Below are 25,528 nucleotides of genomic sequence, written 5' to 3' on the forward strand. Positions count from 1 at the left end.
ACGCGCGGGGCACCGAGGAGACCGCGGGTCGAGCACCTCGCCGGCCGCCGCGCGGCGCCTGAGGGGCGCGGAAAATATGACCCGTCGTCCCGGAATCGCCGCGCGCCAGGCAGACTCTTCGGTGTAGTTCCGTTGACGGAGGAGGACTCGCGCATGATCACGCTCACCAAGGAAGACGGCCCCGCGGACCTGGACGGAGTGACCCATCTGTCCATCGGCGTCTCCTGGGACCCGACCGCCGGAAGCAGCGGCGGAGTGATGGGCAAGCTGCGCCGCAAGACCGGTACCGACCTGGACCTGATCGCCATCGCCATGCAGGGCGGGGACCCGGTGCGGCTCGCCGGGATCGACTCGCTCGACCCGATGGGGAACGGGTCGCTGCTCCACAGCGGCGACAACCAGACGGGGCACGGGGAGGGGGACGACGAGACGGTGACCGTCGAGTTCGCACGGCTCCCGTCCGCGATCACGTCGATCGTGTTCGTCGCCGCCGCCTACAAGAAGGGCAGTTCCTTCCAGAAGGCCCGCAACGTCAGCTTCAAGGTCTACGACGCGACCGGGGGCAGCACGCAGCAGGTCGCCGACATCTGGCCCAGCCTGCTCAGCCAGGACAACGGCTGCGCCGTGGCCAAGGCCGTGCGGGTCGGCGGTACGTGGAAGCTGGAAGTGATCAACGAGACGGGGAAGATCAAGCAGGGGGACGAGCACGCCCTGATGCGTTTCGCCGTCAGCAAGTAGTGCGGGAGCGACGGCGCGGCAGCCGTTGCTCGGGGGCGGGGCGGGGCGAGGTACGGGGGGTCGGAGTGCGGGGCTTGCGGGGAGCCCTCGTGCCCATGGCCGTTTCCGCTTTCCGCCTCCGCCCGGCGGCCCGCCGGCCCGGGAGAGCGTGCCGCGTCAGTCTTCCTCCGTGGCGCCCGCGTCGCCGAGCAGGTCGCGCAGCAGCCGTTCGTCGGCCGGGTCGAGGCCGGTGACGAAGCTCGCCAGCACCGCCTCGCGGTCGCTCTCCGCGTCCAGCACCTTGCGCATCCTGCGGGCGGCCAGGCCCGCCTGGTCCGCGGCCGGAGTCCAGGCGAAGGAGCGGCCCGCCCGTTCCCGGCTCACCGCACCCTTGTCCAGCAGCCGGGTCAGGATCGTCACCACCGTCGTATAGGCCAGGTCCCCGCCCAGGCGCTCCTGCACCCAGCCGGCCGTCGCCGGACCCTCCGCCTCACGCAGCACCGCGAGCACCAGCGCCTCCAGCTCGCCCTGCCCCCGCCGCCGGGGACGCCGGTGATCCGTCACGCCCGCACTCCCTTCCGCCGCCACCCGTTTCCCGGGCGGACATCGTATAGACGCCCGAAGCCCGCCCGGACCGCCCGACAGCCATCTTCTACACTGCTGTAGATTCAAGGCTCGTGTCCGCGCCCGCTTCCGCGCCGTGGACCACGCCCCGCACTCGCCGAGAAGGAGCACGCAGTGGGAGTTTCCCTGGCCAAGGGTGGCAACGTCTCGCTCAGCAAGGAGGCGCCGGGCCTGACCGCCGTCCTGGTCGGCCTCGGCTGGGACGTGCGCACCACGACCGGCACCGACTACGACCTCGACGCCTCCGCGCTGCTCCTGGACGCCTCGGGCAGGGTGCCCTCGGACGGACACTTCGTCTTCTACAACAATCTCACCAGCCCGGACGGCTCGGTCGAGCACACCGGCGACAACCTCACCGGCGAGGGCGAGGGCGACGACGAGACCGTCAAGGTGAATCTCGCCGCCGTCCCCGCCGACATCGACCGGATCGTCTTCCCGGTCTCCATCCACGACGCGGAGAACCGCGGCCAGAGCTTCGGCCAGGTCCGCAACGCCTTCATCCGGGTCGTCAACCAGGCGGGCAACCAGGAACTCGCCCGCTACGACCTCTCCGAGGACGCCTCCACCGAGACCGCGATGGTCTTCGGCGAGCTCTACCGCCACGGCGCCGAGTGGAAGTTCCGCGCCGTCGGCCAGGGCTACGCCTCCGGCCTGGCCGGCATCGCCGCCGACTTCGGCGTCAACGTCTGACGCCGGACCCCGCTCCCGGCCGGACTGCACTCGCATCGAACGGGCATCCGTAAGGGCGAGATAAAACCACTCGAGGGGCACACATGGAGATTTCAGGCATCATCAGCGCCGTCGTGATCGGCATCGTCATCGGTGTCCTCGGCCGGCTCGTCGTCCCCGGACGTCAGCGCATCGGCATCCTGTGGACCATCGCGGTCGGCATCGTGGCCGCCCTCATCGGATCGGCCCTCGCCGCCGCGTTCGGCGTCGCCGACACCAAGGGTGTCGACTGGGTCGAGTGGCTCATCCAGATCGCCCTCGCGGCGCTCGGTGTGGTCGCCCTCGACCGGGCCAAGGCCCGCCACTGACGGGCACGGACCCCCCTCGCGGCCGGTGTGCTTCATGTCTCGGCAGGGTTTGGCGGCGGCGTTCGCGGCGTCTCCCGTGCCGAGACGCGCACCGGTGCACCGGAAAGCCGTCGGCGGAGGTCACGGCGCCGCGAGGGGTGAGGGGGCCGACGGACCCTGCTGTGGGAGCAGAGCAATATCTGTGGCCATGAGAGGAGAAATCGACGTCAGGCGCCGGGAATATTCCCCTGGCGGCCCACGGAGGCGGGATTATTCCACGCGTCCGGGCGATCACGGCATGCTAGTGTCGATCGAAGTTGCAGTAGTGGTTGCCTGAAGGTTTTTCCGACGGGGTGATCATCGCGGCGACCGGAGCTCGCACAGGGTGGGCTCCGAGCACCGTTTCCGAAGGAGATTCAACATGGCTACCGGTACCGTGAAGTGGTTCAACTCCGAAAAGGGCTTCGGCTTCATCGAGCAGGACGGCGGCGGCCCCGACGTTTTCGCCCACTACTCGAACATTGCCACCCAGGGCTTCCGCGAGCTGCAGGAAGGCCAGAAGGTGTCGTTCGACGTGGCGCAGGGCCAGAAGGGCCCGACGGCCGAGAACATCGTTCCCGCCTGACGCTCACGCACACTTCGCAGCTGGGGCCCGCACCTCAAGGGGTGCGGGCCCCAGCTCGCCGCGTTTCAGGGCGCGATTCCGAATTCCCTCGGTTTTCCCAGCACCTGAATTCCGCAATCACCTGGATTTTCTCCATTCTCTCGATTCACCCGATTCTCTCGGTTCGCACGGCTCACTTCGCCGAAGTCGACCGAGACCGGCTCGTTCTTGCGATTCCCTGCGCTGCTCTTCCGCTGCGGGACTCCCTTGATACGTGCCGTATCAAGGAAGGTTCCGCATGAACCCCACACGTACGAACAGCCGCTTCTCCCGCACCCGCAGCGGAGCCCCGAGCTCCGGCAAGGGCGGCGGCCGGTTCTCCGAAGGGTCCGGACGGTCCGGCGGTCCGCGCCGCTCCCAGGGCTCCGGGCGCCGTCCGGCCGCTCCCCAGGGCGAGTTCGCGCTGCCGAAGACGATCACTCCGGCGCTGCCCGCCGTGGAGGCGTTCGCCGATCTGGCCATGCCGCCGGCCCTGCTGGCCGCGCTCGGCCGCGAGGGCGTGACCGAGCCGTTCCCGATCCAGGCGGCGACCCTGCCCAACTCGCTGGCCGGCCGTGACGTGCTCGGCCGGGGCCGTACCGGTTCGGGCAAGACCCTCGCCTTCGGCCTCGCCCTGCTGGCCCGTACGGCGGGACGCCGTGCCGAGCCGCGTCAGCCGCTCGCCCTCGTCCTCGTCCCCACCCGCGAACTCGCCCAGCAGGTCACCGACGCGCTCACCCCGTACTCCCGCGCCGTGGGACTGCGGTCGGCCACCGTCGTCGGCGGCATGTCGATCGGCAAGCAGGCCGGCGCCCTGCGTGCGGGGGCCGAGGTCCTCGTCGCGACGCCCGGACGGCTCAAGGACCTCATCGACCGCGGCGACTGCCGGCTGGACGACGTCGAGATCACCGTCCTGGACGAGGCCGACCAGATGACCGACATGGGCTTCATGCCCCAGGTCACCGCCCTGCTCGACCAGGTACGCCCCGACGGGCAGCGGCTGCTCTTCTCGGCCACCCTCGACCGCAACGTCGACCGGCTGGTGAAGCGCTACCTGACGGACCCCGTGGTCCACTCCGTCGACCCGTCGGCCGGCGCCGTCACCACGATGGAGCACCACGTGCTGCACGTGCACGACACGGACAAGCACCGCACCACCACCGAGATCGCGGCGCGGGACGGCCGGGTCATCATGTTCCTGGACACCAAGCACGCCGTGGACCGGCTGGTGAAGCACCTGCTGAACAGCGGCGTCCGCGCGGCCGGCCTGCACGGCGGCAAGTCCCAGCCGCAGCGCACGCGGACCCTCGCCCAGTTCAAGGACGGACACGTCACGGCGCTGGTGGCGACCAACGTCGCGGCCCGCGGCATCCACGTCGACAACCTCGACCTGGTCGTCAACGTGGACCCGCCCACCGACCACAAGGACTACCTGCACCGCGGCGGCCGTACGGCCCGCGCGGGCGAGTCCGGCAGCGTCGTCACGCTGGTCACCCCCGGCCAGCGGCGTGACATCAGCCGGCTGATGGCGTCGGCCGGTATCACCCCGCAGATCACCCCGGTCCGCTCGGGTGAGGCGGAACTGACCCGCATCACCGGCGCGCAGGCGCCGTCCGGTGTCCCCGTCGTCATCACCGCGCCGGTCGTGGAGCGTCCCCGACGCGCCGCGTCCGGGGGTTCCTCGTCCCGTGGCCGCCGTGGCCGCGGCGGCGCCGCGGGCCGCACCGCGCAGGGCGGCGGCACCGGCCAGGGGCGCTCGGGACAGGCGCGTTCCGCACAGGGCAGGTCCGTGCAGGGCGGCTCCGCCCAGGGGCGGCCCGCCGGGGAGGCGCCCCGGCGCAGGCCGCGGCGGCAGTCCACCGGCGACTCGGCGGCCTAGGCCGGCACCGCGACGGGGCCCTCCACCGAGGCCCCCGTCGCCGGGGCCCCTCCACTGGGGCCCCTCACCCGGCCTAACGGCCATCACGAACGGCAAACTCCTCGGAGTCCCCCTCCCTTCCCCCTGTGAGGCATCATGCGCTGCGTCATCGCCCGGTACCCGTTCGACCTGACCAAGGACGGAGTGCTCAGCTCGATGAAGGGCATCACGCCCGAGCCCATCACGGGTGAGTCCGTGACCATCGGCCGACGGCGCTACCCCGTCAAGCAGGTGGGCGCGGTCATCACCCGCCAGGACCGCCGCGACTTCACCGGCGGCGAGGTCACCCGGGCCATGGCCCGCCTCGGCTTCACCTGCCACCCCGACCCCGAGGCCGCGCCCGCGCCGGCGCCCGCCGCCTCGCCGGTGCAGACCGCGTCTGCGCTGCTCGGCGGCACCACGCCGCTGGACGGCTGAGGCCGCGTCGGAACGCGGGACGGACGAGGGCCCCGGCGTCAGCCGGCGGCGGCCAGACCGGTCGCCCGGCCCTCGTCGTCCCACCGGACCTCCAGGACCCGCTCGACGGCGTCCCGGTCGACCGGACCGAACACGTGCGGGAACAGGGTGCCTTCGGCCACCCCGGGCGGCGGAGCGGGGGCTGCCGCCTCCCACACGCACGGCGCGGTGAGCCGCTTCTCGTCGACGACCAGGGCGAGCAGGGGCCGCGGAGCGGTGCGGTAGAAGGCGTCGGCGACGGCGAGGGTCGTCTCCTCGTCCGGTGAGCAGTGGACGAACCCGTCCTCGGCGAGGGACGCGGGCGCGTACGGCCGGCCGGGATCGGCTTCCCAGTCGGCGAGCGGTACGACGTGATAGATCATCGTCCGATTGTCCCAGCGGCAGCCCGCGCGCCCTCACTCCGAGGGCGTCGCCGCGGTGCTCGGGCGAGCCGTCGGCCAGGCTCCGGGCGGGACCGAGGTCGCCGGTGCCGGCGGGTCGCCGGCCGGTGGCGTGCTCGGAGCAGCGGAGGGCGTGGCGGGGGCGGACGTACGGGGGACCGCCCGGTCCTGGTCGTCCGGGCCCTGGGACGGGGCGACGGACGGAGCGGGCTCGGACGGCGAGGGACTGGGCGCGGACGGCGACGGCGAGACCGGGGGCGGGGCCAGCGGAACGGCCGGGCGGGCCGGCGGACCGGTGTTCGTCCACTGGACCGGCAGCGCGAGCAGGGCGGCAGCGACGGCGCAGGTCACGGCCGCCCCGGCGGCCGCGCGCAGCAGGCGGCGCCGGGACGCCGCCCGGCGGATCGCCTCGTAGCGGCCCGGCGGCGGGCCCAGGAAGTCCGACCCCGGGCGCAGGACGACCAGCAGCGGGTCGTGCGGGTCGTCGTACGCCGGCTCCGGGCCGTCCGGATCGTCCTCAAAGCGTGTGGTCAAGGCTTCTCCTCAGATGGACGCGGAGCAGTTCGCGGGCCGCGTGCAGGTCGGCCTTGACGGTTCCTTCCTTGCGCCCGGTCAGCACGGACACCTCCCGGATCGGCATGTCAGCGTAGTAGTGGAGAAGGATCGGCACCCGCAGTCGCTCCGGCAGGGACTGCACGAGCAGCCGTACCGAGGGGTCGGCCTGCTGGGGATGCGGGCGGACGGCGACCTCCGCGGTGACCCGGCGCACGGCCCGGCGCTCGCGCTCCAGCTTGCGCCAGTGGTCCCGGACGAGGTTGGCGGCGGTGACGTAGAGGAAGCCGCGGGGCTCGTCCACGGACGTCCAGCGGGCCCAGAGCCGGGTGAACGCCTCCGAGGCGATCTCGTGGGCCGTCTCGTCGTCGTCGACGAGACGGCGGCACCAGCCGGCCAGGCGGGGGTAGAGGGCGGCGAACAGCTCGGACGCCGCCCTGTCACGGGACCGTTTCAACGCTCTCCATGGTCGGGTGGGGGGCAGAGGGAAGACGCCGGTGCGGGGGCCCGCGTTCCCGTGGTCACGACGGTGCGGTGGCCGTCGGCGCGCCGGCGGCCGCCGTGGCCGTGGCGGTCAGCTCGGCGAAGGCGATGACGTTGTCCCGGTAGCCGTCGCCGTCGTGCGGGCCGCCGCACGTGATGAGCCGCAACTCCGGGCGGTCCACGTCCCCGTAGACGTCCCGGGTCGGGAACGCGGCCTTCGCCACCGTGCGTACGGACGTGACGGTGAACACCGCGACCGTGCCGTTCTCCAGGCGCGCCTCGATCCGGTCGCCGCGGTGCAGCCGCGCGAGGTGGCGGAAGACGCCGTCCCCGTGGGTGCCGACCGTGACATGGCCGAGGACGACCGACGGTCCCACCTGGCCCGGCGTGGGCGAGTGCCGGTACCAGCCCGCACGGTCGTGGTCCGTGACGGGCGGCACCTGCACCGTGCCGTCCGGTTCCAGTCCCAGCGGCATCACCGGGGTGTCGACCCCGATGGCCGGGATGCGCAGGCCGACCGGGACCGAACGCCCGAGGGGCCGCGCCGGGCCGTCGTGCGCCTGCGCGGACGGTGCCGTGCGGGCGGGCGGTGCGGTCGCGGCCTCCTCGGCCCCGTGCCCGCCGCCGCAGCCCACCAGCAGCGCGGCCAGGGCGAGTCCGGCCAGGGCGCGCCCGGAGAACGGGGTCATGCCCCGGTCGCCCGGCGGCGGCGTACGACGAAGACGACCGCGCCGCCCGCGGCGAGCAGCGTGCCGGCGCCCGCGCCGACGAGCCCGTCACTGTTCCCGGAGGACCGCGGGGTCGTCACCCCGGTGTCGGGCGCGCCCGCGGGCACGGCGGAGACCTGCCCGCCGGCCGGAGGGCTGCTCGGCTCGGCGGCCGGGGCCGGGGAGCTGACGGACGGGGCCGGCGCCGGGGCCTGGCTCGGCTCGGCGGTGGGGCTCGGGGTGGCGGCGGACGGCGGGCTGCTGGGGGCCGCGGTCGGGTCGTCGGCGAACGCGGGGACGGTGCTCGCCAGCACGGCGGTGCAGGCGAGTGCCAGGGCACTGAGGATGGTCCTGCGCATCGGGTCGCTCTCTCTCGTCGGTCGGTCCGCCCGTCCGCCCGTGGTCGGTGGGCGGCAACGCGTGGTCGCGTGGGTCGCGGACCGAGCAGAGAGACGAGGCGGCGGCGGAGCGGGTTGTAAAGAGATGGCAAAGTCGCCCGTCGTGCCCGCGCCGCTTCTTACGGACCCGTGACGTGCCGGGCCCGGCACCCGGCCCCGGTGCCCTCGCGGCCCTAGCGTGGCCGTATGCGTGTACTGGTCACCGGCGGTGCCGGGTTCATCGGGTCCCACGTCGTGGAAGCGCTGCGGGCACACGGGCACGACCCCGTCGGCTACGACGTCCGCGAGGACGCCCGCGCCGACGTGCGCGACCCGGCGGCCGTCGCCCGGGCGCTGGCCGGGGTGGACGCCGTGTGCCACCAGGCGGCGATGGTCGGGCTCGGCAACGGATTCGCCGACGCGGCGGAGTACGTCTCGCGCAACGACCTCGGCACCGCCGTCCTGCTCACGGCCATGGCGGAGGCGGGCGTACGGCGGCTGGTGCTCGCCGGGTCCATGGTCGTGTACGGGGAGGGGCGGTACGCGTGCCGCCGGCACGGGGTGGTGCGGCCGGGGCCGCGCGCCGTCGCCGACCTGGACAAGGGCCGGTTCGAACCCGCCTGCCCGGTCTGCGGCGCGGACCTGGCCCCGGGACTGGTCGGCGAGGACGCCCCGGCCGACCCGCGCAACGTGTACGCCACGACCAAGCTGGCGCAGGAGCATCTCGCCGCCGCCTGGGCCCGGACGACCGGCGCGGCAGCGGTGTCGCTGCGCTACCACAACGTGTACGGGCCCCGGATGCCCCGCGACACCCCGTACGCGGGTGTCGCGTCCTTCTTCCGCTCCGCGCTCGCCCGCGGCGAGGCCCCGCGCGTCTTCGAGGACGGCCGCCAGCGCCGGGACTTCGTGCACGTACGGGACGTGGCCACGGCGAACGTCGCCGCGCTGGAGGCCGGGACGCCGGCCGGGACACTCGCGGTGTACAACACGGGCAGCGGTGACCCCCGCACGGTGGGCGAGATGGCGACCGCCCTGGCCGCCGCGTACGGCGGACCCGAGCCCGTCGTCACCGGCGAGTACCGCCTCGGCGACGTACGCCACATCACCGCCGACTCCTCGCGGCTGCGGGCCGAGCTGGGGTGGCGGCCGCAGGTCGGATTCGCGGAGGGGATGCGGGAGTTCGCGCGGGCGGAACTGCGCGGGGAGTGACCCCTCGCGCCCCCGGGCCTCAGGCGTCCGCCGTGGGCAGGAGCACCTCGAAGCGGCAGCCGCCGGGGATGTTGCGGACCGTGGCCCGGCCGCGGTGCGCCTCCACGATGCCGCGGACGATGGCGAGACCCAGGCCCGCGCCGGCCGGGGGCGTGCGGGCGTGGGTGCCGCGCCAGCCGGTGTCGAAGACGCGGGGCAGGTCCTCCTCGGGGATGCCGCCGCAGCCGTCGGTGACGGAGAGCACCACGCCCTCGGGCGAGGGTTCGGCGGCGACCGCGACCGTGCCGTCGGCGGGGGTGCGGCGGATGGCGTTGACCAGCAGGTTGCCGAGGACGCGGCTCATCTCCTTGCCGTCCACCTCGACCGGCACGGCCTGCACCGCGTCGCCGACCAGCCGTACGCCGTGCTCGCGGGCGAGCGGGTCCGCGCCCGCGAGGGCGTCGCCGACCAGGTCGTAGAGCGAGATCCGGGCCGGGGTGAGGGGGAGGGTGCCGGCGTGGATGCGGGAGAGTTCGAAGAGGTCGCCGACCATGCCGTTGAGGCGTTCCACCTCGGTGCGGATCTGCCGCAGGTAGCGGTCGGGGTCGGCGGCGACGCCGTCCTCCAGGGCCTCGGACATGGCGCGCAGGCCGGCCAGCGGGGTGCGCAGGTCGTGCGAGATCCAGGCGACCAGTTCGCGCCGGGAGGCCTCCAGGGCTCTTTCCCGCTCCCGGGATTCCCGGAGCCGGGCACTGGTGGCGGCCAGCTCCCGGCTGAGCGCGTCCAGTTCGGCGGTCGCGGGCACCGGGGGCGCCGCGTAACCGCCGTCGTCGCCGAACGAGCGTGCGGCGGCGGTCAGTTCGCGGCTGCGGGCGACCACCCAGCGGCCCAGCAGCAGCGCGGTGGCCAGGGAGACGACGGCCGCCATCGCCACGACGGTCGTGACGACGGACAGGTCGTGGGGGGACAGGAACATCGCCCAGGCGACGGCGAGCGTCCCCGCGAGCATCGCCAGGACGGCGACCGAGGCCACCACCGCGAGCGACGCGGTCAGCGAGCGCCGCCGGATCACCCGCAGTACGCCCGCACCCGCCAGGCCGGTGGCGGCGGCGCCGGCGAAGGCGTAGAGGGCGATCAGGAGGGTGTCGCGCATGATCAGTCCCGCTCCTGTCCGCCGGGTTCCGTTCCCCGCCCGGCCGGGTCGAAGCGGTAGCCCACGCCCCACACGGTCCGGATCAGCCGGGGCCGGGCGGGATCGTCCTCGACCTTGCCGCGCAGCCGCCGGACGTGGACGGTGACGGTGGACAGGTCGCCGAAGTCCCAGCCCCACACCTCGCGCATCAGCTCCTCCCGGGCGAACGCCCGCCCCGGGTGCCGCAGGAAGAAGGCGAGGAGATCGAACTCCCGCAGAGTGAGCGCCAGTTCGGCGTCGTCCTTGGTGGCCCTGCGGGCGGTGGGGTCGACGGTCAGCCCGGCCGCGGACGGGGGCCGGACCGCGGTGGCGGGCCGGGCCCGGCGCAGGACGGACTCCACCCGCAGCACCAGCTCCCGCGGGCTGAAGGGCTTGGTCACGTAGTCGTCGGCGCCGACCTCCAGACCGAGGATGCGGTCGTCCTCGTCGCCCCGGGCGGTCAGCATGACGACCGGCACCGGTCCTCCGCCGCGCAGCCGCCGGCAGACCTCCAGGCCGTCCATGCCGGGCAGCATCAGGTCCAGCACCACCAGGTCCGGCCGGTGCGCGGCGGCCCGGGTGAGCGCGGCGGGCCCGTCCTCCGCCCGGTCGACGACGTAACCGGCGCGGTCCAGGTAGCCGGCCACGACCTCGGCGACGGTGGGGTCGTCGTCGACGACCAGGACCCGGGCGGGCCCGGCCGGGGAGCCGTCGGGGCGTCCGGCCGGGACCGCCGCCGCGGAAGCGGACTCGTGGGGCTGCTGCATGCGCCCAGCCTCGCACCGCGCTCTGCCCGGCGTCGTCCCCGGAAGCGCCCACGACCCGCGACGTCCGCGTTTCGTAAGGAGCGGAAGCCCGATTCGTCCGGTTCGGGTTCGTAGGGTGAACGCCGTGACCACCTCGCCCGCTGCGGATGTCGACGTCGTACTGCCCTGCCTGAACGAGGCCGGGGCCCTCCCCTGGGTCCTCGCCCGGATCCCCGACGGCTGGCGCGCGCTCGTCGTCGACAACGGCTCCACCGACGGCTCGGCGGACCTCGCCCGCGCCCTCGGCGCCACGGTCGTGACCGAGCCGCGCCGCGGCTTCGGCGCCGCCTGCCACGCCGGTCTGACCGCCGCCACCGCCGACGTCGTCTGTTTCTGCGACTGCGACGCCTCCCTCGACCCGGGCCTGCTGACGCCCTTCGTGCACGAGATCCGCGCCGGCACGGCCGACCTGGTGCTGGGCCGCCGGCGTCCCCAGGGCCGGGGCGCGTGGCCCGCGCACGCCCGCGCGGGCAACCTCGCCCTCGCCCGGATGCTGCGCCGCCGCACGGGTCTCGGCCTGCACGACCTCGGCCCGCTGCGCGCCGCCCGCCGCGACCGGCTGCTCGCCCTCGGCCTCACCGACCGGCGCAGCGGCTATCCCCTCCAGATGGTGGTGCGTGCCGCCGACGCGGGCTGGCGGATCACCGAGCACGACGTCCCCTACCTGCCCCGCACCGGTGCCTCGAAGGTGACGGGGACCTGGCGCGGCACCTGGCACGCGGTACGGGACATGCGCCGGGTCCTGGCCGAGGATCCGGCACCCTCGCTCCCGCGTGAGGCGGCCGGCGGGGGGAACTCATGGTGAGCATGGCGACCACCCTCCTCGTCATCGCCAAGGAGCCGCGTCCCGGCCGGGTCAAGACCCGCCTGACCCCGCCCTTCACCCCGGCCCAGGCGGCAGCGCTCGCCGAAGCGGCCCTCGCCGACACCCTGCGCGCCGTGGCCGCCACGCCCGCGCGGCGCCGGGTACTGGTGCTCGACGGCGTCCCCGGCCCCTGGCTGCCGGCCGGCTTCGACGTCGTGCCGCAGTGCGCGGGCGGACTCGACGAACGGCTCGCGGACGCCTTCGCCGGGTGCGCCGGGCCGGCCCTGCTGGTCGGGATGGACACGCCGCAGGTGACGCCGGAGCTGCTCACCGTGGACTTCTCCGGCTGCGACGCGTACTTCGGTCCGGCCGAGGACGGCGGCTTCTGGGCGCTGGGCCTGGCCCGCCCCGACCCCGGGCTGCTGCGGGGCGTGCCCATGTCGACGCCGGTGACGGGGGCGGTGCAGCGCGAGCGGCTGGTCACGGCCGGGCTGCGGGTGCGCGACCTGCCGCCCCTGCGCGACGTCGACACCGCCGCCGACGCACGGGCCGTCGCCGCACTGGCCCCGCACGGCCGCTTCGCCGCCCGGCTGGCCGCGTGCCCGGCGGTGACGGACCGGCGGGTGGCCGGATGAGCGGCTCGGCGCACGGGTCGGCGCGCCGCACGCGGGACGCCCGCACGGCCGCCGCCCCGGTCCCCTGGGCCGCCTCCGACCCCTACGCCGCCGCCCTGCGCGCCGGCCGGGGCCCGCTGTTCCTGCGCCGCACGGACGGCTGGCTGCTGCCCCTGGAGGTGGAGCGCTGGTGCGAGCGGGCCGACGCGGTCGACCGGGAGGTGCTGGACCGGTGCGAGGGCGCCGTGCTCGACGTGGGCTGCGGGCCGGGCCGGCTGGTGGCGGAGCTCTCCGCCCGTGGCCGGACCGTCCTCGGCATCGACGTCAGCGAGGCCGCCGTCGCCCGCACCGTACGGCTCGGCGGCCGGTCGCTGCGGCGCTCCGTCTTCGATCCGCTGCCCGGCGAGGGACGCTGGGGCACCGTCCTCCTCATGGACGGCAACGTCGGCATCGGCGGCGACCCCCGTGCCCTGCTCGCCCGCGTGGCCGCCCTGCTCACGCCCGGCGGCCTGCTGATCGCCGAGACGGCCGAGGCCGACGTCGACGAACGCGCCCAGGTACAGGTCGTCGACGTCACCGCCGCCCGCTCGGCGGGCGGTTGCTTCCCGTGGGCGCGGCTCGGCACGCCCGCCCTGCTCCGCCACGCGGACGGCGCCGGCTGGCGGACCGCCGCTCAGTGGTCGTCGGGTGCGCGCCGGTTCGTCGCGCTGCGCAGCGGCCGCAGCGCCAGGAGCAGTGCCGAGACGCCGAACAGCGCGGCCGTGATCAGCAGCCAGCGGGCCAGGAAGCCCTCCGCCGACAGCCCGGCGACCGACCGGTAGCGCCGGTCCACGCGGCCGCTGATCAGCGGGAACCACACGAGCAGCAGCAGCCCGGAGAACGCGGCCGGAACCCGTACGTACAGGACCCACGCACGGCGTCCGGCCGCGCCCAGCCCTCGGACGACCGCCCGGTCGGCCACCGCGTACAGCGGCAGCAGCACGAGGTCGTGCAGCAGCGCCGCCCCCACGAACCACAGCGCCACGCCGAACCAGTCCCCGGCGAGCAGCCGCACGCCCGCGTAACCGGCGAGTGCGAAGGAGCACAACAGCAGGAGGATCTGGAAAGGGCTGCCGATCCTGGGCCGGAGCCCGGTCGCGTGGTCCCGCACCCGCTTCGTCACGGCCCTCATCCCAGGTGTCCGAACGTCATCCGCGTCACCCACTTGGTGTTCAGCACGCCGGGCGCGGCGGGCACGATGATCCGCGCCGGATATCCGTGGTCGAGGCTGAGCGTCTCCCCGTTGACGGACAGCGCGAGCAGGGAGCGCGCGTCGGCCACCTGGTTGGCGCGCAGCGCCCCGCTGCGGAAGGCGCCGTGCCGCTGGAGGGACTCGACGAACACGTCCGGCGGGTCGTCCTCGAAGCCCACGCGCGCGGCGAGGTCCCGCAGCCGTACCCCGCGCCACCACTGGTCGGACGTCGACCAGCCCTCGACGCAGGCGATGGGCAGTGCCGCGCTGTACTGCTCCATGTCCAGCAGCTCGGCCCGGCCGAGCCGGACGGTTCCCGTGCGCCCGGTGACGACGAGCCGCCAGGCGTCCTCATGGGTCTCGGCCGGGTCGATGCCGACGTACGCGGCCGTCTTGTTGATCTGGAACCCGTTGGGGCCGCTCCCCGGCTCGGGCCCGCCGTGCGGCGAGAGCACGGCCGTCTGCCGCAGCGGTCCGTCGAAGCTGCGGCCGGCGTTGGTGACGAACATCAGCAGCGAGCCGCCACCGACCAGCCACAGCGCCCCGCGCCGGGAGACGGTGGGCGGATCGGGCCGCGGGGCCGCCAGGTCGTCGTCGCGCTCGTCGCGCAGCGTCCTCAGGGCGCGCAGCGCGATCGGCATCTTGAGTGCGACGTGCACGGCGAACGCGGCGAAGAACACCCAGGCCCCGTAGAAGTGCAGCGGGTAGAAGGAGCCGGGGAAGACGTAGTCCAGCTGGACGTTGAGCACCCCGGTCACGAACTGGAACAGCCCGCCGCCGACCAGCAGCAGCAGCGAGATCCGCTCCAGCCCGTGGGCGAGCGAGCGGACCGGCGGCAGCGTGAACAGCCGCGGCACGACCGACCACAGCTTGGCCAGCAGGACCGGGATCAGGGTGAGGCCGAGGGTGACGTGGACACCCTGGTTGAGGCGGTACAGCCAGGCCGGGCCGGCCGGCCACGCGAAGAGGTAGAAGCCGAGGATCCCCTTGTCCGGGGTCTTGTCGTTGACCGGGTCCAGGCCGGGGTTGTAGGCGGCGTAGGAGAGCAGGCCCGTCACGAACAGCACGGTGATGCCGACGAGCAGGACGAGGCCGAGCACCGCCGTGAACCGGCGGCCTCGCAGCGGGCTGCGCCAGAAGCCCGGAGAGGACGGTAGCCGTGAGGCGAGGTCGCGCATGTCCCGACCGTAGGCCGGACCGGGCCCCGGGGAGGGGCTGCGACCCATGACGAAACGCTGACGTCCGCCGTGTGCACCGTTCCGCGGCCGCTCTTGCGGCCTACGGTGCCCGTGTGACCCGCCCCCGCCCCGGCCTGCGCGACCTGTACGCCGTCGTGCCCGCCGTGCTCCTCGTGGTGGCGGCCGTACTGATCGGCCGCCACATCCAGGCCACCGACCACTCGCTGCTGGTCGGCTGGCCGCCGCTGATCGGCCGCTGGGACCCGCACGTCGGTCCCGGCACGCCCGCGGCCGTGCTGCTGGCGGCGGCGACCGTGGCGTACGGCCCGTCCGTCGCCGCCCGTCTGCCGTGGCGCGTCCTGCTCGCCGCGTCCTGGGGCACGGCGAGCGCCTGGATCTGGTCCCTCGCCCTGATCGACGGCTGGCACCGGGGCGTCGCGGTCCGGCTCACCACCCGTTTCGAGTACCTCCAGGTCATCGACCGCTGGCACGACATCCCGGCGACCCTGCGCGACTTCACCCGGCACATCCTGATCGACTCCCCCGACAACTGGCCCGCCCACGTCGCCGGCCACCCTCCGGCGGCCACCCTCACCTTCGTGCTGCTCGACCGGATCGGGCTGCGGGGCGGGGGCTGGGCCGGGGCCTGGTGCATCACCGTGGGCGCCACGGGGTGCGTGGCGGTGCTGGTGGCGGTGCGGGCGCTGGCCGGCGAGCGGCTCGCCCGGCGGGCGGCGCCCTTCCTGGTCATGACGCCGGCCGCGGTGTGGATGGGCACGTCGGCCGACGGGTACTTCGCGGCGGTCGCGGCGTGGTCCGTGGCGCTGCTGGCCCTCGCGGTCACCGGAGGCTCGCTGTGGTGGGCCGCGGGTTCGGGGCTGCTGTTCGGCCTGACCTGTTATCTGTCGTACGGACTGACGCTGTTCGTGGTGATCGGCGCGGCGGTGCTGTGGCTCGGCCGGCGCGGGGTGCGGGAGCGACCGGTGCTGTTCGTGCCGCTGCTGGCGGGGGCGGCGGTGGTGCCGGTGGCGTTCACCGCGGCCGGGTTCGACTGGTGGGAGGCGTACCGCCTGCTGGTCGAGCGGTACTACCAGGGCGCGGCCGGAATCCGCCCCTACGGCTACTGGGTGTGGGCCAACCTCGCCTGCACGGTGCTCATCACGGGCCTGGCGACGGTGGCGGGACTGCGGCGGGCCGGGGGCGTGCTCCTCGCCGGGCGGCGCGGCGAGTCCCTGGCCCCCGGGGACGGCCGGGCCGCGCTTCTCGTGACCGCCGGGCTGCTCGCCCTGCTGGCCGCCGACCTGTCCGGCATGAGCAAGGCGGAGACGGAACGCATCTGGCTCCCCTTCGCCCTGTGGCTGCTGCCGGCCTGTGCCTTCCTCGGCCGCCCGCGTGTATGGCTGGCGGCGCAGGCCGTACTGGCGCTGCTCCTCAACCATCTGCTCGCGACCGGCTGGTGAGCGGACCACCGGGCGTCCGCAGGGGCGCGGACCCGGGCACGGACCGGGCACACGCATGAGGGCCCGCACCTTGCGGTGCGGGCCCTCATGTGCGGTTCGCGCGTGTTACGCGGGAACGATGTTCTCCGCCTGCGGGCCCTTCTGGCCCTGCGTGACGTCGAAGTTGACCCGCTGGCCTTCCTGGAGCTCACGGAAGCCCTGGGTGGCGATGTTCGAGTAGTGGGCGAAGACGTCGGCGCCGCCGCCGTCCTGCGCGATGAAACCGAAGCCCTTTTCGGCGTTGAACCACTTCACGGTACCGGAAGCCATGATTTTTCTCCTAGGCAGTGCTGGGGACCCGCACCGTGCGGATCCTCCCATCGCTGCGATGATCACCTGCCCGGAAAAAAACCGGTAACGCAAATGGCAACCACAACTGCAACTGATGTCGAGCCTAGCACGAAATACCCCGGCCGCCCCGGCAACAAATCACGGCGAAAATCACTGCGGGAATGGGAATGCGGATATCTTCTCGCTTACCCGCGAATATCTGTTTCGCCGGTGTCAGATTTTCAGCCGCGGCCACGGCCGCTGCTCCCGGATCGCTCCGCCGTGCGGCGCAGTTCCTCGTTGATCCGCAGCGCCTCCTCCAGGTCGTCCTCCAGCCGGACGATGCGGCAGGCGGCCTCGATCGGCGTGCCCTGGTCGACCAGCTCGCGGGCCCGGGCGGCGCGGCGGAGCTGTTGCCGTGAGTACCGGCGGTGGCCGCCTTCCGAGCGCATGGGGCTGATCAGCTCGGCCTCACCGAGCGCGCGGAGAAATCCGGGCGTGGCGCCGATCAGCGCGGCCGCCCTGCCCATGGTGTACGCAGGGTAATGATCGTCGTCGAGCCGGTCGGCGGCCGGCGTCCGGCCTTCGGCGTCCAGCCTGCTCTCCGAGGGCATGCATACCTTCCCGCGGACCGCCGAGGGACACGGCCCGCCGCGGGGAATCCGGTTCCCCCACACCTGAACTCTAGTCGCGCCGGTCGGATACCTGCTGCGGCGAACACATATCCGACCCGCGCGGACCGGACCTCGACCGGCGCCCGCCGCCCGTCGGCGGGCGCCGGTCCACTCGTGCAGCAGCGCGGTCCGCTCGTGCCTGCCCCGGGCGGTGCCCCCGGCCAGGTCGCGGTGCCGGGCGAGCAGGTCCTCGACGGACGCGGCGCCGTCGGCGAGCCGGGTGAGCGGGGCGCGGGAGAGCTCGTGCTCCTCGGGCGTGCGGATCCCGCCGGGGACGGCCGCCAGGGCGCTCACCTCGGCGAAAGGGCGAGCGGACCAGGTCCGCTCGCCCGATGCTGTCCTGGAGGACGGCCACGGCGACCGCGTGGTTCGCCGTCGCCGTGGCGTGATGTCAGGTCACGACGCCACCGGCGCCGGTCCCACCAGTTCCGTCAGGACGTCCTCCATCGTCACGAAGCCCAGGACCGTGCCCGTCTCGCCGGTGACCGCGGCCAGGTGGCTGTCCTCGGCGCGCAGGGCGGTGAGGGTGTCGTCCAGGGGGGTGTCGATGCGGACCCGGGTGACCCGGTGCAGGGCACTGCGGGGGAAGGGGCGGTCGCGCTCGGTGATGCCCAGGGTGTCCTTGATGTGCAGGTAGCCGAGCACGGTGCCGCCGGGGCCGGTGACCGGGAAGCGGGAGTAGCCCGCCTCGGCGGCCAGGCGTTCCAGTTCGGCCGGGGTGACGGTGTGCGGGGCGGTGCGCATCTTGGGGGTGGGCACGAGGATCTCGCCGACCGGGCGGGTGCCCAGTTCCAGCGCGTCGCGCAGGCGCTCGCCGTCGGCCGGGGTCAGCAGCCCGGCCTCGCTGGCGTCCACGACCATGCGGGCCAGCTGGTCGTCGGTGAAGACGGCCTCGACCTCGTTCTTCGGCTCCACCCGCAGCAGCCTGAGCAGCGTGTTGGCGAAGGCGTTGATGCCGAAGACGACCGGCTTCAGGGCCCGGGTGAGGGCCACCAGCGGCGGGCCGAGGATCAGCGCGGTGGTCGCCGGGGCGGCCAGCGCGATGTTCTTCGGGATCATCTCGCCGATCAGCATGTGCAGATAGGTCGCGAGGGCCAGGGCGATCGCGAAGGCCACCGGGTGGACCAGGGCGTGCGGCATGTGGACGGCCTCGAAGACCGGCTCCATCAGGTGCGCGATGGCCGGTTCCGCGACCGCGCCGAGCACCAGGGAGGAGACCGTGATGCCGAGCTGGGCCGTCGCCATCATGGCCGACAGGTGTTCCAGGCCCCACAGGGTCATCCGGGCCCGCTTGTCGCCCGCCTTGGCGCGCGGCTCGATCTGGCTGCGGCGCACGGAGATCAGGGCGAACTCGCCGCCGACGAAGAACGCGTTGGTCAGCAGCGTCAGGGCGCCGATGAGGAGCTGTACGGCGGTCATCGGGCCACCTCCGGCTCCCGGTGGGACGACCGGCCCGCGGCCACCGGCTCCGCCGGCTCCACCGGCTCCCCGGCCGACTCCGCCCGTGCGGGGGCGGTGATGCGCAGCCGGTCGGCGCGGTGGTGGTCGATGTCGAGGACGTCCAGGCGCCAGCCGTCGAGGTCGATGACGTCGCCCTCCGCGGGGATGCGCGCCAGATGGGTGGCGACGAGGCCGGCCAGGGTCTCGTAGGGGCCGTCCGGCGCGGTCAGGCCGATGCTCGCGAGCCGGTCCAGCCGGAGCGAACCGTCGGCCTCCCAGGCCGCGCGGCCGTCCGCCCCGGCGGGGGCGGGCAGCAGGTCGGGCACCTCGACGGGGTCGTGCTCGTCGCGGACCTCGCCGACGACCTCCTCCACGATGTCCTCGACGGTCGCCACGCCCGCCGTGCCGCCGTACTCGTCGATGACGACGGCCATGGTGCGGGTCCGGCGCATGCGCTCCAGGAGGCGGTCGGCGGGCAGGCTGTCCGGCACCAGGAGCGGTGCGGTGGCCAGCTCGGTGACCGGGGTGGCCGCGCGCCGCCCGGGCTCCAGGGCCAGCACGTCGCGGATGTGGACGGTGCCGATGACCTCGTCCAGGCTGTCCCGGTAGACCGGGAAGCGGGACAGGCCGGTGGCGTGGGTGAGGTTGGCCGCGTCCGCGGCGGTGGCGTGGGCCTCCAGGGCCTTGACGTCCACGCGCGGGGTCATGACGTTCTCCGCGGTCAGCTCGCTCAGGTGCAGGGTGCGCACGAACAGCTCGGCGGAGTCCGCCTCCAGGGCGCCCTCGGCGGCCGAGTGCTGGGCGAGGGCGACCAGTTCCTCGGGGCTGCGGGCGGAGGCCAGCTCCTCGGCCGGTTCCAGGCCGAAGCGGCGGACGAAACGGTTCGCCGTGTTGTTCAGGTGCCGGATGAAGGGGCCGAACGCGGCGGTGAAGCCGCGCTGCGGTCCGGCGACGACCTTGGCGACCGCCAGCGGGCTGGAGATCGCCCAGTTCTTGGGGACCAGCTCGCCGACGACCATCAGGACGACGGTGGAGAGGGCCACGCCGAGGACGGTCGCCACCGTGGAGGCGGCGCCGCCCAGGCCGATCGCCGTCAGCGGGCCGCGCAGCAGCACCGCGAGCGACGGCTCGGCCAGCATGCCGATGACCAGCGAGGTCACGGTGATGCCGAGCTGGGCGCCGGAGAGCTGGAGGGTCAGGCCGCGGACGGCCCTCAGGGCGCCGTCGGCGCCGCGCTCGCCGGACTCGGCGGCACGCTCCAGGTCACCGCGCTCGACGGTGGTGAGCGAGAACTCGGCCGCGACGAAGAGGGCGCAGGCCAGGGTGAGGAGGAGGGCCAGCAGGAGCAGCAGGACCTCGGTCACCGTGCCACCCCGCTTCCCTCACGCGCATACAGGGGGACTGGCGGGCCGTCCGTGGCACGGCCGGTACTGGGGGGCTCCATTACGGAACGGGACTCCTTAACGGGGTCGGCGGGGGCCGCTGCGGGCCGCCCGTGGTTTCCTCACATGGTAAAGGACGAGCAAAGAGATCGGGAGTCCGTGGACCCCTATGCTTCTACTCGCCTGTAGAGAACGGCCTGATGGTTCGGGTTGTTCCCGCACGCATGTCTTCCCGCACACATGTTTCCCGCACCAATGTGAAGGAGTGAACGCCTCGATGGTGTTCAAGCGGCTGCTCGGTTCCCTCGGCGTGGGCGGGCCCACGGTGGACACGGTCCTCGACCCGGGCGCGGCCCGGCCGGGCGGTGCGCTGTCGGGCCGGGTCGACCTCGTCGGCGGCACCACCGGCTTCGACGTCGAGCTCGTCGCGCTGGAGCTGGTGGCCCGGGTGGAGGCCGAGCACGCGGACGGGGAGAGCGAGGGCGTCGTCGCCTTCGGCCGGTTCACCGTCGGCGGCGGCTTCCGGCTGGCCGCCGGGGAACGGCACAGCGTGCCCTTCTCGGTGACGCTGCCCTGGGAGACCCCGGTCACCGAGCTGCACGGGCAGCCGCTGGGCGTCGTCCTCGGCGTGCGCACCGAGCTGGCGGTCGCCGGGGCCCGGGACAAGGGCGACCTGGACCCGCTGACCGTGGCGCCGCTGCCCGCGCAGGAGGCCGTCCTGGAGGCCCTCGGGCAGCTCGGCTTCGGCTTCCGCTCGGCCGACCTGGAGTACGGCCGCATCGGCGGCACCGGGCAGCAGCTGCCCTTCTACCAGGAGGTCGAGCTCACCCCGGCGCCGCGGTACGCCCATCAGGTGGGCGAGATCGAGCTGACCTTCCTGGCCGCGCCCGGCGGGCTGGAGGTGGTCCTGGAGGCGGACAAGCGCGGGGGGCCGCTCGGGGACGGCCACGACGCCCTGAGCCGTTTCACCGTTCCGCACGAGGGGGTCGCGGCGCAGGACTGGGCCGGCCTCGTCGACGGCTGGATCCGCGAGCTCGTCGAGCACCGGGCGTCCTACGGCTCCCACGCCGTGTACGGGCACACGGGCGGCCACGGACACGAGCCGGGGCACCACTCCGGCCCCGGCGTCGGCACCGCCGTCGCGGCGGGCGCGGCCGGGCTCGCGGTCGGCGTCGCCGGCGGCATGGTGGCGGCCGAGGTCGTGGACGAGATCGGGGACTTCTTCGAGGGCGACGGGGACGGCGAGGAGGAAGAAGACGGAGAGGAGGGCTGAGCCGCCTGGTAGCTTCTACATGCCTGTAGATACGAGACGGTGGATCGCCATCGGGTCCTGCCGTAGATTCCGACCGGGCCCGGGTCACGGGCCCGGACCGCATGCCACCTGGGGAGCGCCGTGTTCGGACTGAGCGAGCTCGCGATCATTCTCGTCGTCGTCATAGCCGTCCTCGCCGCCAAGAAGCTCCCCGAGCTGGCCCGCTCGGCGGGCAAGTCGGCGCGCATCCTCAAGGCGGAGGCCCGGGCCGCCAAGGACGAGCAGGCCCCGGCGGAGGCACCGGGGACGCCGCGCGTGATCCCCGGCGAGACGGTCCGGCGCGAGGACACCTGACGGCCCGGCGGGCGGGTCTCAGGACGGGTCGTCCGGTACGGCGGACAGCAGGCTGTGCACGATCGGGCCCGCGGAGCCGCCGCCGGTGACGCCCTCCTCGACGACGGCGGCGACGGCGACGTTGCCCCGGTGGGCGACGAGCCAGCCGTTGTTGTCCTGGTCGTCGGAGACCTCGGCGGTGCCGGTCTTCGCGCCGACCTCGCCGGGCAGGTCGCCCAGGACGTGCGCGGTGCCGTCGGTGACGGTGGCGCGCAGCATCTCGCGCACCTGGGTGACGACCTCGTCGGGGAGCGGCTCGGTGCGGGTCGTGTCCTCGTTCCCCGCGGTGACGGACGGCTGGTGGAACTCGCCGGAGACCGCGGTGGCCGTCACCGACGCCATGATCAGCGGGTTGGCCTGGATCCGGCCCTGCCCGATCATCGACGCCGCCTTCTCCGTCTCGTCCTTCGGCACCGGCACGGACCCGTCGTACGTCGGGATGCCCACGTGCCACTCCTGGCCGACGCCGAAGTAGGTCCGGGCGACCTCGCCCAGTTCCCCGTCGTCGAGCTTGCCGCGCAGGCTGATGAAGGCGGTGTTGCAGGACTCGGTGAAGTCCTTGCGGAAGGTGGCGCCGGGGTGCTCGGAGGTCTCGACGTTGTGGAACTCCTTGCCCACCGTCAGGTACTTGGGGCAGTCCACGACCTCGTCGGGTTTCACGGCGCCCTTGAGCAGCAGGGCGCTGCTGGTGACGATCTTCCAGGTGGAGCCGGGCGCGTAGGTGCCGGAGGCGGCCCGGTTGAAGCCGCCGGCCGGGGAGTTGGCGAGGGCGAGGATCTCGCCGTTGTCGATGCGCAGGGCGACGAGGGCGGCGTTCTTGCCGTCGGCCTCGGCGAGGGCCTCCTCGGCGGCGGACTGCCAGCCGGCGTCCAGGGTGGTGCGGACGGGCCGGTCCGCGGTCGCCGGGTCGGGCTCCTTGCCGAACCTGGCCTCGGTGCGCTCCAGCTGACCGGTGGCCCGGTCGATCAGCTCGACCGCGCCGCGCGGGCCACCGCCGGACGATCCGGCGATCCGGCCCAGCAGCGGGGCCAGGGAGGGGTGGTCGGCGCCCGTGAGGGAGGTTCCGGCGCGGTCGGTGACCTCGGGCGGGGCCGTCTCCTCGCGCTCCAGCCGGAACTTCTCCGTGTCGCTCAGCCGGGGGTGGACCAGGGACAGCCGCCAGTCCACCTTCCAGTCGCCGTCCTTCTGCTCGCGCAGCGGCAGCCGCGACTCGTACGTCCAGGTGCCCAGGCCGGTGATCGGCATCCTGGCGGTGAAGGGGACGGCCAGGGTCCCGTCCTCGGCCTCCTCCGCCTCCGGCGCCGCCGTCAGCACGGGCTTGGCGATGTCGAGCCCGGCGGTGAAGCTCTGCAGCACCTCCCGCGCCTGGCCGGGTCTGGTGGTGCGGCCGGCCGCACTCGGCAGCCGCCCGGCGGCCCAGTCGGCGAGGAAGGCGCGCGCCTGCTTCATCGCGGCGGGGTCGGGACCGTCGTCGCCGCGGGCGAAGGGACCGAGCCCGGCGGCGTACGAGCCGCCCGCGGCGATCGCGAGCACCACCGCCACGGCGGTGACGGCCCGCACGCCGCCCCGCGGACGGCGGCGGCCGGGAGGGGTGAGGCGGGGAGTGTCCGGCATCAGGGTTCCTGTTCTGTGGGACGGGACCGCGGCACCGGTCAGGCGGCGGCGAAGAAGTCGAGGATCGTGTCGGTGGCGTCCAGGGCCCTGCTGGTGGGGCCGAAGCCCGGGGGCGGGGTGATGGACGAGCCCGGCCAGGTGTGGCCGGCGTCGTGGACGACGAGGAGCTGGACCGTGGCCGCCGGACCACCGCCGAGGTGCCAGACGGTGCGGTCGTAGCCGCGTTCCCGTTCGGTGACCGGGCGGCCGGCGTGTCCCGCGGCGGCGAAGGCCTCCGCGCTGTCCCGGGCCGACCTGGTGGGCACGATCGGCTCCTCGGGGTCCGGCGGCGGGGAGGGCCAGCCCGCGAGGGGGCGTACGGGGTCGTCGGCGCCGTAGACGACCATGACGGGCACGGGGCCGGTGGGTTCCACCGCGGCGGCGCCCGAGGGGAGCTGGCCGGAGACCGAGGCCGCTCCCGCCAGCAGGCCGGGGCGCTGGGCCGCGACGCGCAGCGCCATCGAGCCGCCGTTGGAGAACCCGGCGACGTAGACCCGCCCGGGGTCGGCGTGCTCGGTGCGCACCAGGTGCTCGACCAGTGCCTCGGTGAACCGCACGTCCAGGTCGGGATCCGGGCGCCGCGCGGTCTTCTGCGTGCCCGCGCCCCAGCCCTGGCCGAGACCCTCCGGGTAGGCGACGAGCATGCCGCGCGCCCCGGCGGCCTTCTCCAGCCGGGTCTGCTCCCGCAGTCCGGCGGCGTCCGAGCCCCGGCCGTGGAAGGCGACGACCAGAGGCCTGGGTCCGTCGCCTGCCACGGCCGGCCGGTGCAGGAGGTAGCCGCGGGTGCGGCCGTCCACGCGCAGCTGTTCGCGGGCGTCCGGCGCCGCAGTGGCCGTGCCGCCGGCCGGCGTCGAGCTGCTCACCGCCGGCTTCGCGGCGGGCCGGTCGGGATCGGTGGCGCAGCCGGTCAGGGGGAGCGCGAGGGCGAGGACGAGCGCGCCGGGCCACCGGCGGGGGATCGGGACGAGGTCACGGAGGGAGCGCATGCCCCGAGCAGAGCAAGACCCTCCGGCCCCTGTCCAAGATTCATATGGATGTCGGATCGATCAATGCTCGATATGATTACTGGTCGTGGACCTGGTGCGGCACCTGGAGTGCTTCGTGGCTGTTGCAGAAGAGTCACACTTCGGGCGTGCCGCGGCCCGGCTGGGCATGGCGCAGCCGCCGCTGTCGCAGCGCATCCAGCGGCTGGAGCGCGAGCTGGGTGTGCGGCTCTTCGAACGCACCAGCCGGCAGGTGACGATCACCGAGGCGGGCACGCTGCTGCTCGCCGAGGCCCGTGAGCTCCTCGCCCGCTCCGATTCCTTCCTGGCCGCCGCGCGCCGCATCCGGGACGGCGAGACCGGGCTGCTGCGCGCCGCCCTGTCCCCGGACATCTCCGGGGAGACCGTCGCCGCGCTGCTGGCGGACTTCCGTCGCCGCCACGCCGGTCTGGAGCTGCAACTGCACGAGCTGTCCACGGCGCAGCAGCTCGCCGCGTTCGCCGCGCACGAGCTGGACGTCGGCATCGTCCACCACCCGTGCGACGTCGCCGGCCTCGAACTGGGACCGCTGCTGCGCCGCGACCTGGGCGTGCTGCTGCCGCGCGGCGCGGCGGAGGCCGGGCTCGGCGAGGTGCCGCTGGCCGCGCTCAGCGGGTACGACCTGGTCCTCTTCCCCCGCGACAGCGCGCCCGCGGTCTACGACGACCTGCTCACGGCCTGCGCCCGGGGCGGCTACACCCCCAGCGCCGTACGGCACGGCCAGGGCGTCAGCTTCGTGCGCGGGCTGGTGCTGTCCTCCGGGGCGGTGGCCCTGGGTCCCCGTGACACCCATCTGCTCGCCGCCCCCGACGGCCGGGACCCGGACCTGGTCTGGCGCCCGCTCGCCGGGGCTCCGCTGGCCTGGCGGCACTCCGTCGCCTGGCCCAAGGGGCGGGGTGACGCCGCCGTCGGCGCCTTCGCGGACGCGGCCACGCACGCGCTCCGCACGACGGCCGACGCACGCACCGACGCCCCCTCCCGGCCACTGCACCTGCGCCCGGCGTCGGAGTTCTGGCTGTGACCACCACCATGACGGGCCACCCGCACCTCAGCTCCGCCGCCTCCGCCACCCTGGAC

Annotated in this window: 29 protein-coding genes; 14 read left to right on the plus strand and 15 right to left on the minus strand. The window is 74.3% G+C overall.

Annotated elements, in window-relative coordinates; all coding sequences use genetic code 11:
* Nucleotides 1–153: 153 nt before the first annotated feature.
* The gene (locus ACIRG6_RS17460) at nt 154–738 is read left to right on the plus strand and encodes a TerD family protein (protein WP_239765102.1); all 585 of its coding nucleotides are present in this window, start codon (nt 154–156) and stop codon (nt 736–738) included.
* A gap of 156 nt (nt 739–894) precedes the next feature.
* Here the strand turns inward: ACIRG6_RS17460 and ACIRG6_RS17465 are convergent, their stop codons facing one another.
* Nucleotides 895–1,281: a BlaI/MecI/CopY family transcriptional regulator gene (locus ACIRG6_RS17465; RefSeq protein WP_365023307.1), complete on the minus strand. Its 387-nt coding sequence runs from the start codon at nt 1,279–1,281 to the stop codon at nt 895–897.
* A gap of 174 nt (nt 1,282–1,455) precedes the next feature.
* Between ACIRG6_RS17465 and ACIRG6_RS17470 the strand changes: the two genes are divergently transcribed.
* From ACIRG6_RS17470 to ACIRG6_RS17490, 5 genes are all read left to right on the plus strand, one after another.
* Nucleotides 1,456–2,031 carry a TerD family protein gene (locus ACIRG6_RS17470; protein ID WP_318213677.1) on the plus strand — a complete coding sequence of 192 codons (576 nt, stop codon included), beginning with the start codon at nt 1,456–1,458 and terminating at the stop codon, nt 2,029–2,031.
* Between the two features lie 83 nt (nt 2,032–2,114).
* Nucleotides 2,115–2,378, plus strand: a complete 264-nt coding sequence (locus tag ACIRG6_RS17475; protein ID WP_364675633.1) for a GlsB/YeaQ/YmgE family stress response membrane protein — start codon at nt 2,115–2,117, stop codon at nt 2,376–2,378.
* Between the two features lie 400 nt (nt 2,379–2,778).
* A complete protein-coding gene (locus ACIRG6_RS17480) occupies nt 2,779–2,982 on the plus strand; it encodes a cold-shock protein (RefSeq protein ID WP_189230065.1) in 204 nt (67 codons plus the stop codon).
* Between the two features lie 277 nt (nt 2,983–3,259).
* Nucleotides 3,260–4,879, plus strand: coding sequence for a DEAD/DEAH box helicase (locus ACIRG6_RS17485; RefSeq protein ID WP_350726825.1), 1,620 nt, complete (start codon nt 3,260–3,262; stop codon nt 4,877–4,879).
* A gap of 135 nt (nt 4,880–5,014) precedes the next feature.
* Nucleotides 5,015–5,335: an SCO5918 family protein gene (locus ACIRG6_RS17490; protein ID WP_239765097.1), complete on the plus strand. Its 321-nt coding sequence runs from the start codon at nt 5,015–5,017 to the stop codon at nt 5,333–5,335.
* 38 nt (nt 5,336–5,373) lie between these two features.
* On the opposite strand, the gene ACIRG6_RS17495 is transcribed toward ACIRG6_RS17490, so the two are convergent.
* The 5 genes from ACIRG6_RS17495 to ACIRG6_RS17515 form a co-directional block, all read right to left on the minus strand.
* On the minus strand, nt 5,374–5,736 hold the full coding sequence (locus ACIRG6_RS17495) for a DUF952 domain-containing protein (RefSeq protein ID WP_364675629.1): 363 nt from the start codon (nt 5,734–5,736) through the stop codon (nt 5,374–5,376).
* A gap of 33 nt (nt 5,737–5,769) precedes the next feature.
* On the minus strand, nt 5,770–6,288 hold the full coding sequence (locus tag ACIRG6_RS17500; protein ID WP_403323416.1) for a hypothetical protein: 519 nt from the start codon (nt 6,286–6,288) through the stop codon (nt 5,770–5,772).
* Nucleotides 6,272–6,763 carry an RNA polymerase sigma factor gene (locus ACIRG6_RS17505; RefSeq protein WP_189230070.1) on the minus strand — a complete coding sequence of 164 codons (492 nt, stop codon included), beginning with the start codon at nt 6,761–6,763 and terminating at the stop codon, nt 6,272–6,274. The genes ACIRG6_RS17500 and ACIRG6_RS17505 overlap by 17 nt, the downstream gene beginning before the upstream one ends.
* Before the next feature lie 64 nt (nt 6,764–6,827).
* Nucleotides 6,828–7,478: a class F sortase gene (locus ACIRG6_RS17510; RefSeq protein ID WP_350717264.1), complete on the minus strand. Its 651-nt coding sequence runs from the start codon at nt 7,476–7,478 to the stop codon at nt 6,828–6,830.
* The gene (locus tag ACIRG6_RS17515) at nt 7,475–7,855 is read right to left on the minus strand and encodes a RodZ family helix-turn-helix domain-containing protein (protein WP_364675621.1); all 381 of its coding nucleotides are present in this window, start codon (nt 7,853–7,855) and stop codon (nt 7,475–7,477) included. The genes ACIRG6_RS17510 and ACIRG6_RS17515 overlap by 4 nt, the downstream gene beginning before the upstream one ends.
* Nucleotides 7,856–8,080: 225 nt before the next feature.
* Here ACIRG6_RS17515 and ACIRG6_RS17520 point away from each other — a divergent pair, with 225 nt between their 5' ends.
* Nucleotides 8,081–9,082 carry an NAD-dependent epimerase/dehydratase family protein gene (locus ACIRG6_RS17520; RefSeq protein WP_364675618.1) on the plus strand — a complete coding sequence of 334 codons (1,002 nt, stop codon included), beginning with the start codon at nt 8,081–8,083 and terminating at the stop codon, nt 9,080–9,082.
* 19 nt (nt 9,083–9,101) lie between these two features.
* On the opposite strand, the gene ACIRG6_RS17525 is transcribed toward ACIRG6_RS17520, so the two are convergent.
* Together ACIRG6_RS17525 and ACIRG6_RS17530 are read right to left on the minus strand one after the other, a co-directional pair.
* Entirely contained in the window at nt 9,102–10,214 is a 1,113-nt protein-coding gene (locus ACIRG6_RS17525; RefSeq protein ID WP_318213669.1) for a sensor histidine kinase, read from the minus strand.
* Between the two features lie 2 nt (nt 10,215–10,216).
* On the minus strand, nt 10,217–10,999 hold the full coding sequence (locus ACIRG6_RS17530) for a response regulator transcription factor (RefSeq protein ID WP_364675615.1): 783 nt from the start codon (nt 10,997–10,999) through the stop codon (nt 10,217–10,219).
* Between the two features lie 115 nt (nt 11,000–11,114).
* Here ACIRG6_RS17530 and ACIRG6_RS17535 point away from each other — a divergent pair, with 115 nt between their 5' ends.
* From ACIRG6_RS17535 to ACIRG6_RS17545, 3 genes are read left to right on the plus strand one after another with little or no spacing between them, the layout of a single operon-like run.
* Nucleotides 11,115–11,843 carry a glycosyltransferase family 2 protein gene (locus ACIRG6_RS17535; RefSeq protein ID WP_364675612.1) on the plus strand — a complete coding sequence of 243 codons (729 nt, stop codon included), beginning with the start codon at nt 11,115–11,117 and terminating at the stop codon, nt 11,841–11,843.
* Between the two features lie 2 nt (nt 11,844–11,845).
* Nucleotides 11,846–12,478 carry a TIGR04282 family arsenosugar biosynthesis glycosyltransferase gene (locus tag ACIRG6_RS17540; protein ID WP_364819524.1) on the plus strand — a complete coding sequence of 211 codons (633 nt, stop codon included), beginning with the start codon at nt 11,846–11,848 and terminating at the stop codon, nt 12,476–12,478.
* Complete coding sequence (locus ACIRG6_RS17545; protein ID WP_365020280.1) at nt 12,475–13,278, plus strand: class I SAM-dependent methyltransferase; 804 nt, start codon at nt 12,475–12,477, stop codon at nt 13,276–13,278. Before ACIRG6_RS17540 ends, ACIRG6_RS17545 begins: the two co-directional genes overlap by 4 nt.
* A gap of 346 nt (nt 13,279–13,624) precedes the next feature.
* Here the strand turns inward: ACIRG6_RS17545 and ACIRG6_RS17550 are convergent, their stop codons facing one another.
* A complete protein-coding gene (locus ACIRG6_RS17550; protein WP_365020282.1) occupies nt 13,625–14,866 on the minus strand; it encodes a molybdopterin-dependent oxidoreductase in 1,242 nt (413 codons plus the stop codon).
* A 113-nt stretch (nt 14,867–14,979) separates the two neighbouring features.
* On the opposite strand from ACIRG6_RS17550, the gene ACIRG6_RS17555 reads away from it, so the two are divergent.
* Nucleotides 14,980–16,326, plus strand: coding sequence for a hypothetical protein (locus ACIRG6_RS17555; protein ID WP_403323421.1), 1,347 nt, complete (start codon nt 14,980–14,982; stop codon nt 16,324–16,326).
* Nucleotides 16,327–16,431: 105 nt separating this feature from the next.
* Here ACIRG6_RS17555 and ACIRG6_RS17560 read toward each other — a convergent pair whose 3' ends face one another.
* The 4 genes from ACIRG6_RS17560 to ACIRG6_RS17575 form a co-directional block, all read right to left on the minus strand.
* Nucleotides 16,432–16,635, minus strand: a complete 204-nt coding sequence (locus ACIRG6_RS17560; protein ID WP_003975194.1) for a cold-shock protein — start codon at nt 16,633–16,635, stop codon at nt 16,432–16,434.
* Nucleotides 16,636–16,877: 242 nt separating this feature from the next.
* The gene (locus ACIRG6_RS17565; RefSeq protein WP_225638826.1) at nt 16,878–17,249 is read right to left on the minus strand and encodes a MerR family transcriptional regulator; all 372 of its coding nucleotides are present in this window, start codon (nt 17,247–17,249) and stop codon (nt 16,878–16,880) included.
* A 456-nt stretch (nt 17,250–17,705) separates the two neighbouring features.
* Complete coding sequence (locus ACIRG6_RS17570; RefSeq protein ID WP_239765081.1) at nt 17,706–18,728, minus strand: hemolysin family protein; 1,023 nt, start codon at nt 18,726–18,728, stop codon at nt 17,706–17,708.
* Nucleotides 18,725–20,113 carry a hemolysin family protein gene (locus ACIRG6_RS17575; protein WP_403323425.1) on the minus strand — a complete coding sequence of 463 codons (1,389 nt, stop codon included), beginning with the start codon at nt 20,111–20,113 and terminating at the stop codon, nt 18,725–18,727. The genes ACIRG6_RS17570 and ACIRG6_RS17575 overlap by 4 nt, the downstream gene beginning before the upstream one ends.
* Before the next feature lie 295 nt (nt 20,114–20,408).
* On the opposite strand from ACIRG6_RS17575, the gene ACIRG6_RS17580 reads away from it, so the two are divergent.
* Nucleotides 20,409–21,404, plus strand: coding sequence for a sporulation protein (locus ACIRG6_RS17580; RefSeq protein WP_403323427.1), 996 nt, complete (start codon nt 20,409–20,411; stop codon nt 21,402–21,404).
* A gap of 120 nt (nt 21,405–21,524) precedes the next feature.
* Complete coding sequence (locus ACIRG6_RS17585) at nt 21,525–21,737, plus strand: twin-arginine translocase TatA/TatE family subunit (RefSeq protein ID WP_239765078.1); 213 nt, start codon at nt 21,525–21,527, stop codon at nt 21,735–21,737.
* Nucleotides 21,738–21,755: 18 nt separating this feature from the next.
* Here the strand turns inward: ACIRG6_RS17585 and ACIRG6_RS17590 are convergent, their stop codons facing one another.
* The gene (locus ACIRG6_RS17590) at nt 21,756–23,390 is read right to left on the minus strand and encodes a penicillin-binding transpeptidase domain-containing protein (RefSeq protein WP_403323428.1); all 1,635 of its coding nucleotides are present in this window, start codon (nt 23,388–23,390) and stop codon (nt 21,756–21,758) included.
* A gap of 38 nt (nt 23,391–23,428) precedes the next feature.
* Complete coding sequence (locus ACIRG6_RS17595; protein ID WP_403323430.1) at nt 23,429–24,415, minus strand: alpha/beta hydrolase family esterase; 987 nt, start codon at nt 24,413–24,415, stop codon at nt 23,429–23,431.
* A 115-nt stretch (nt 24,416–24,530) separates the two neighbouring features.
* Here ACIRG6_RS17595 and ACIRG6_RS17600 point away from each other — a divergent pair, with 115 nt between their 5' ends.
* Nucleotides 24,531–25,472 (plus strand): LysR family transcriptional regulator, encoded by a 942-nt coding sequence (locus ACIRG6_RS17600; RefSeq protein WP_364675583.1) that lies wholly within the window; start codon nt 24,531–24,533, stop codon nt 25,470–25,472.
* The last annotated feature ends 56 nt before the right edge of the window (nt 25,473–25,528 follow it).

It is taken from the genome of Streptomyces flaveolus, assembly GCF_044765825.1.
GTDB classification, from domain to species: Bacteria; Actinomycetota; Actinomycetes; order Streptomycetales; family Streptomycetaceae; genus Streptomyces; species Streptomyces flaveolus.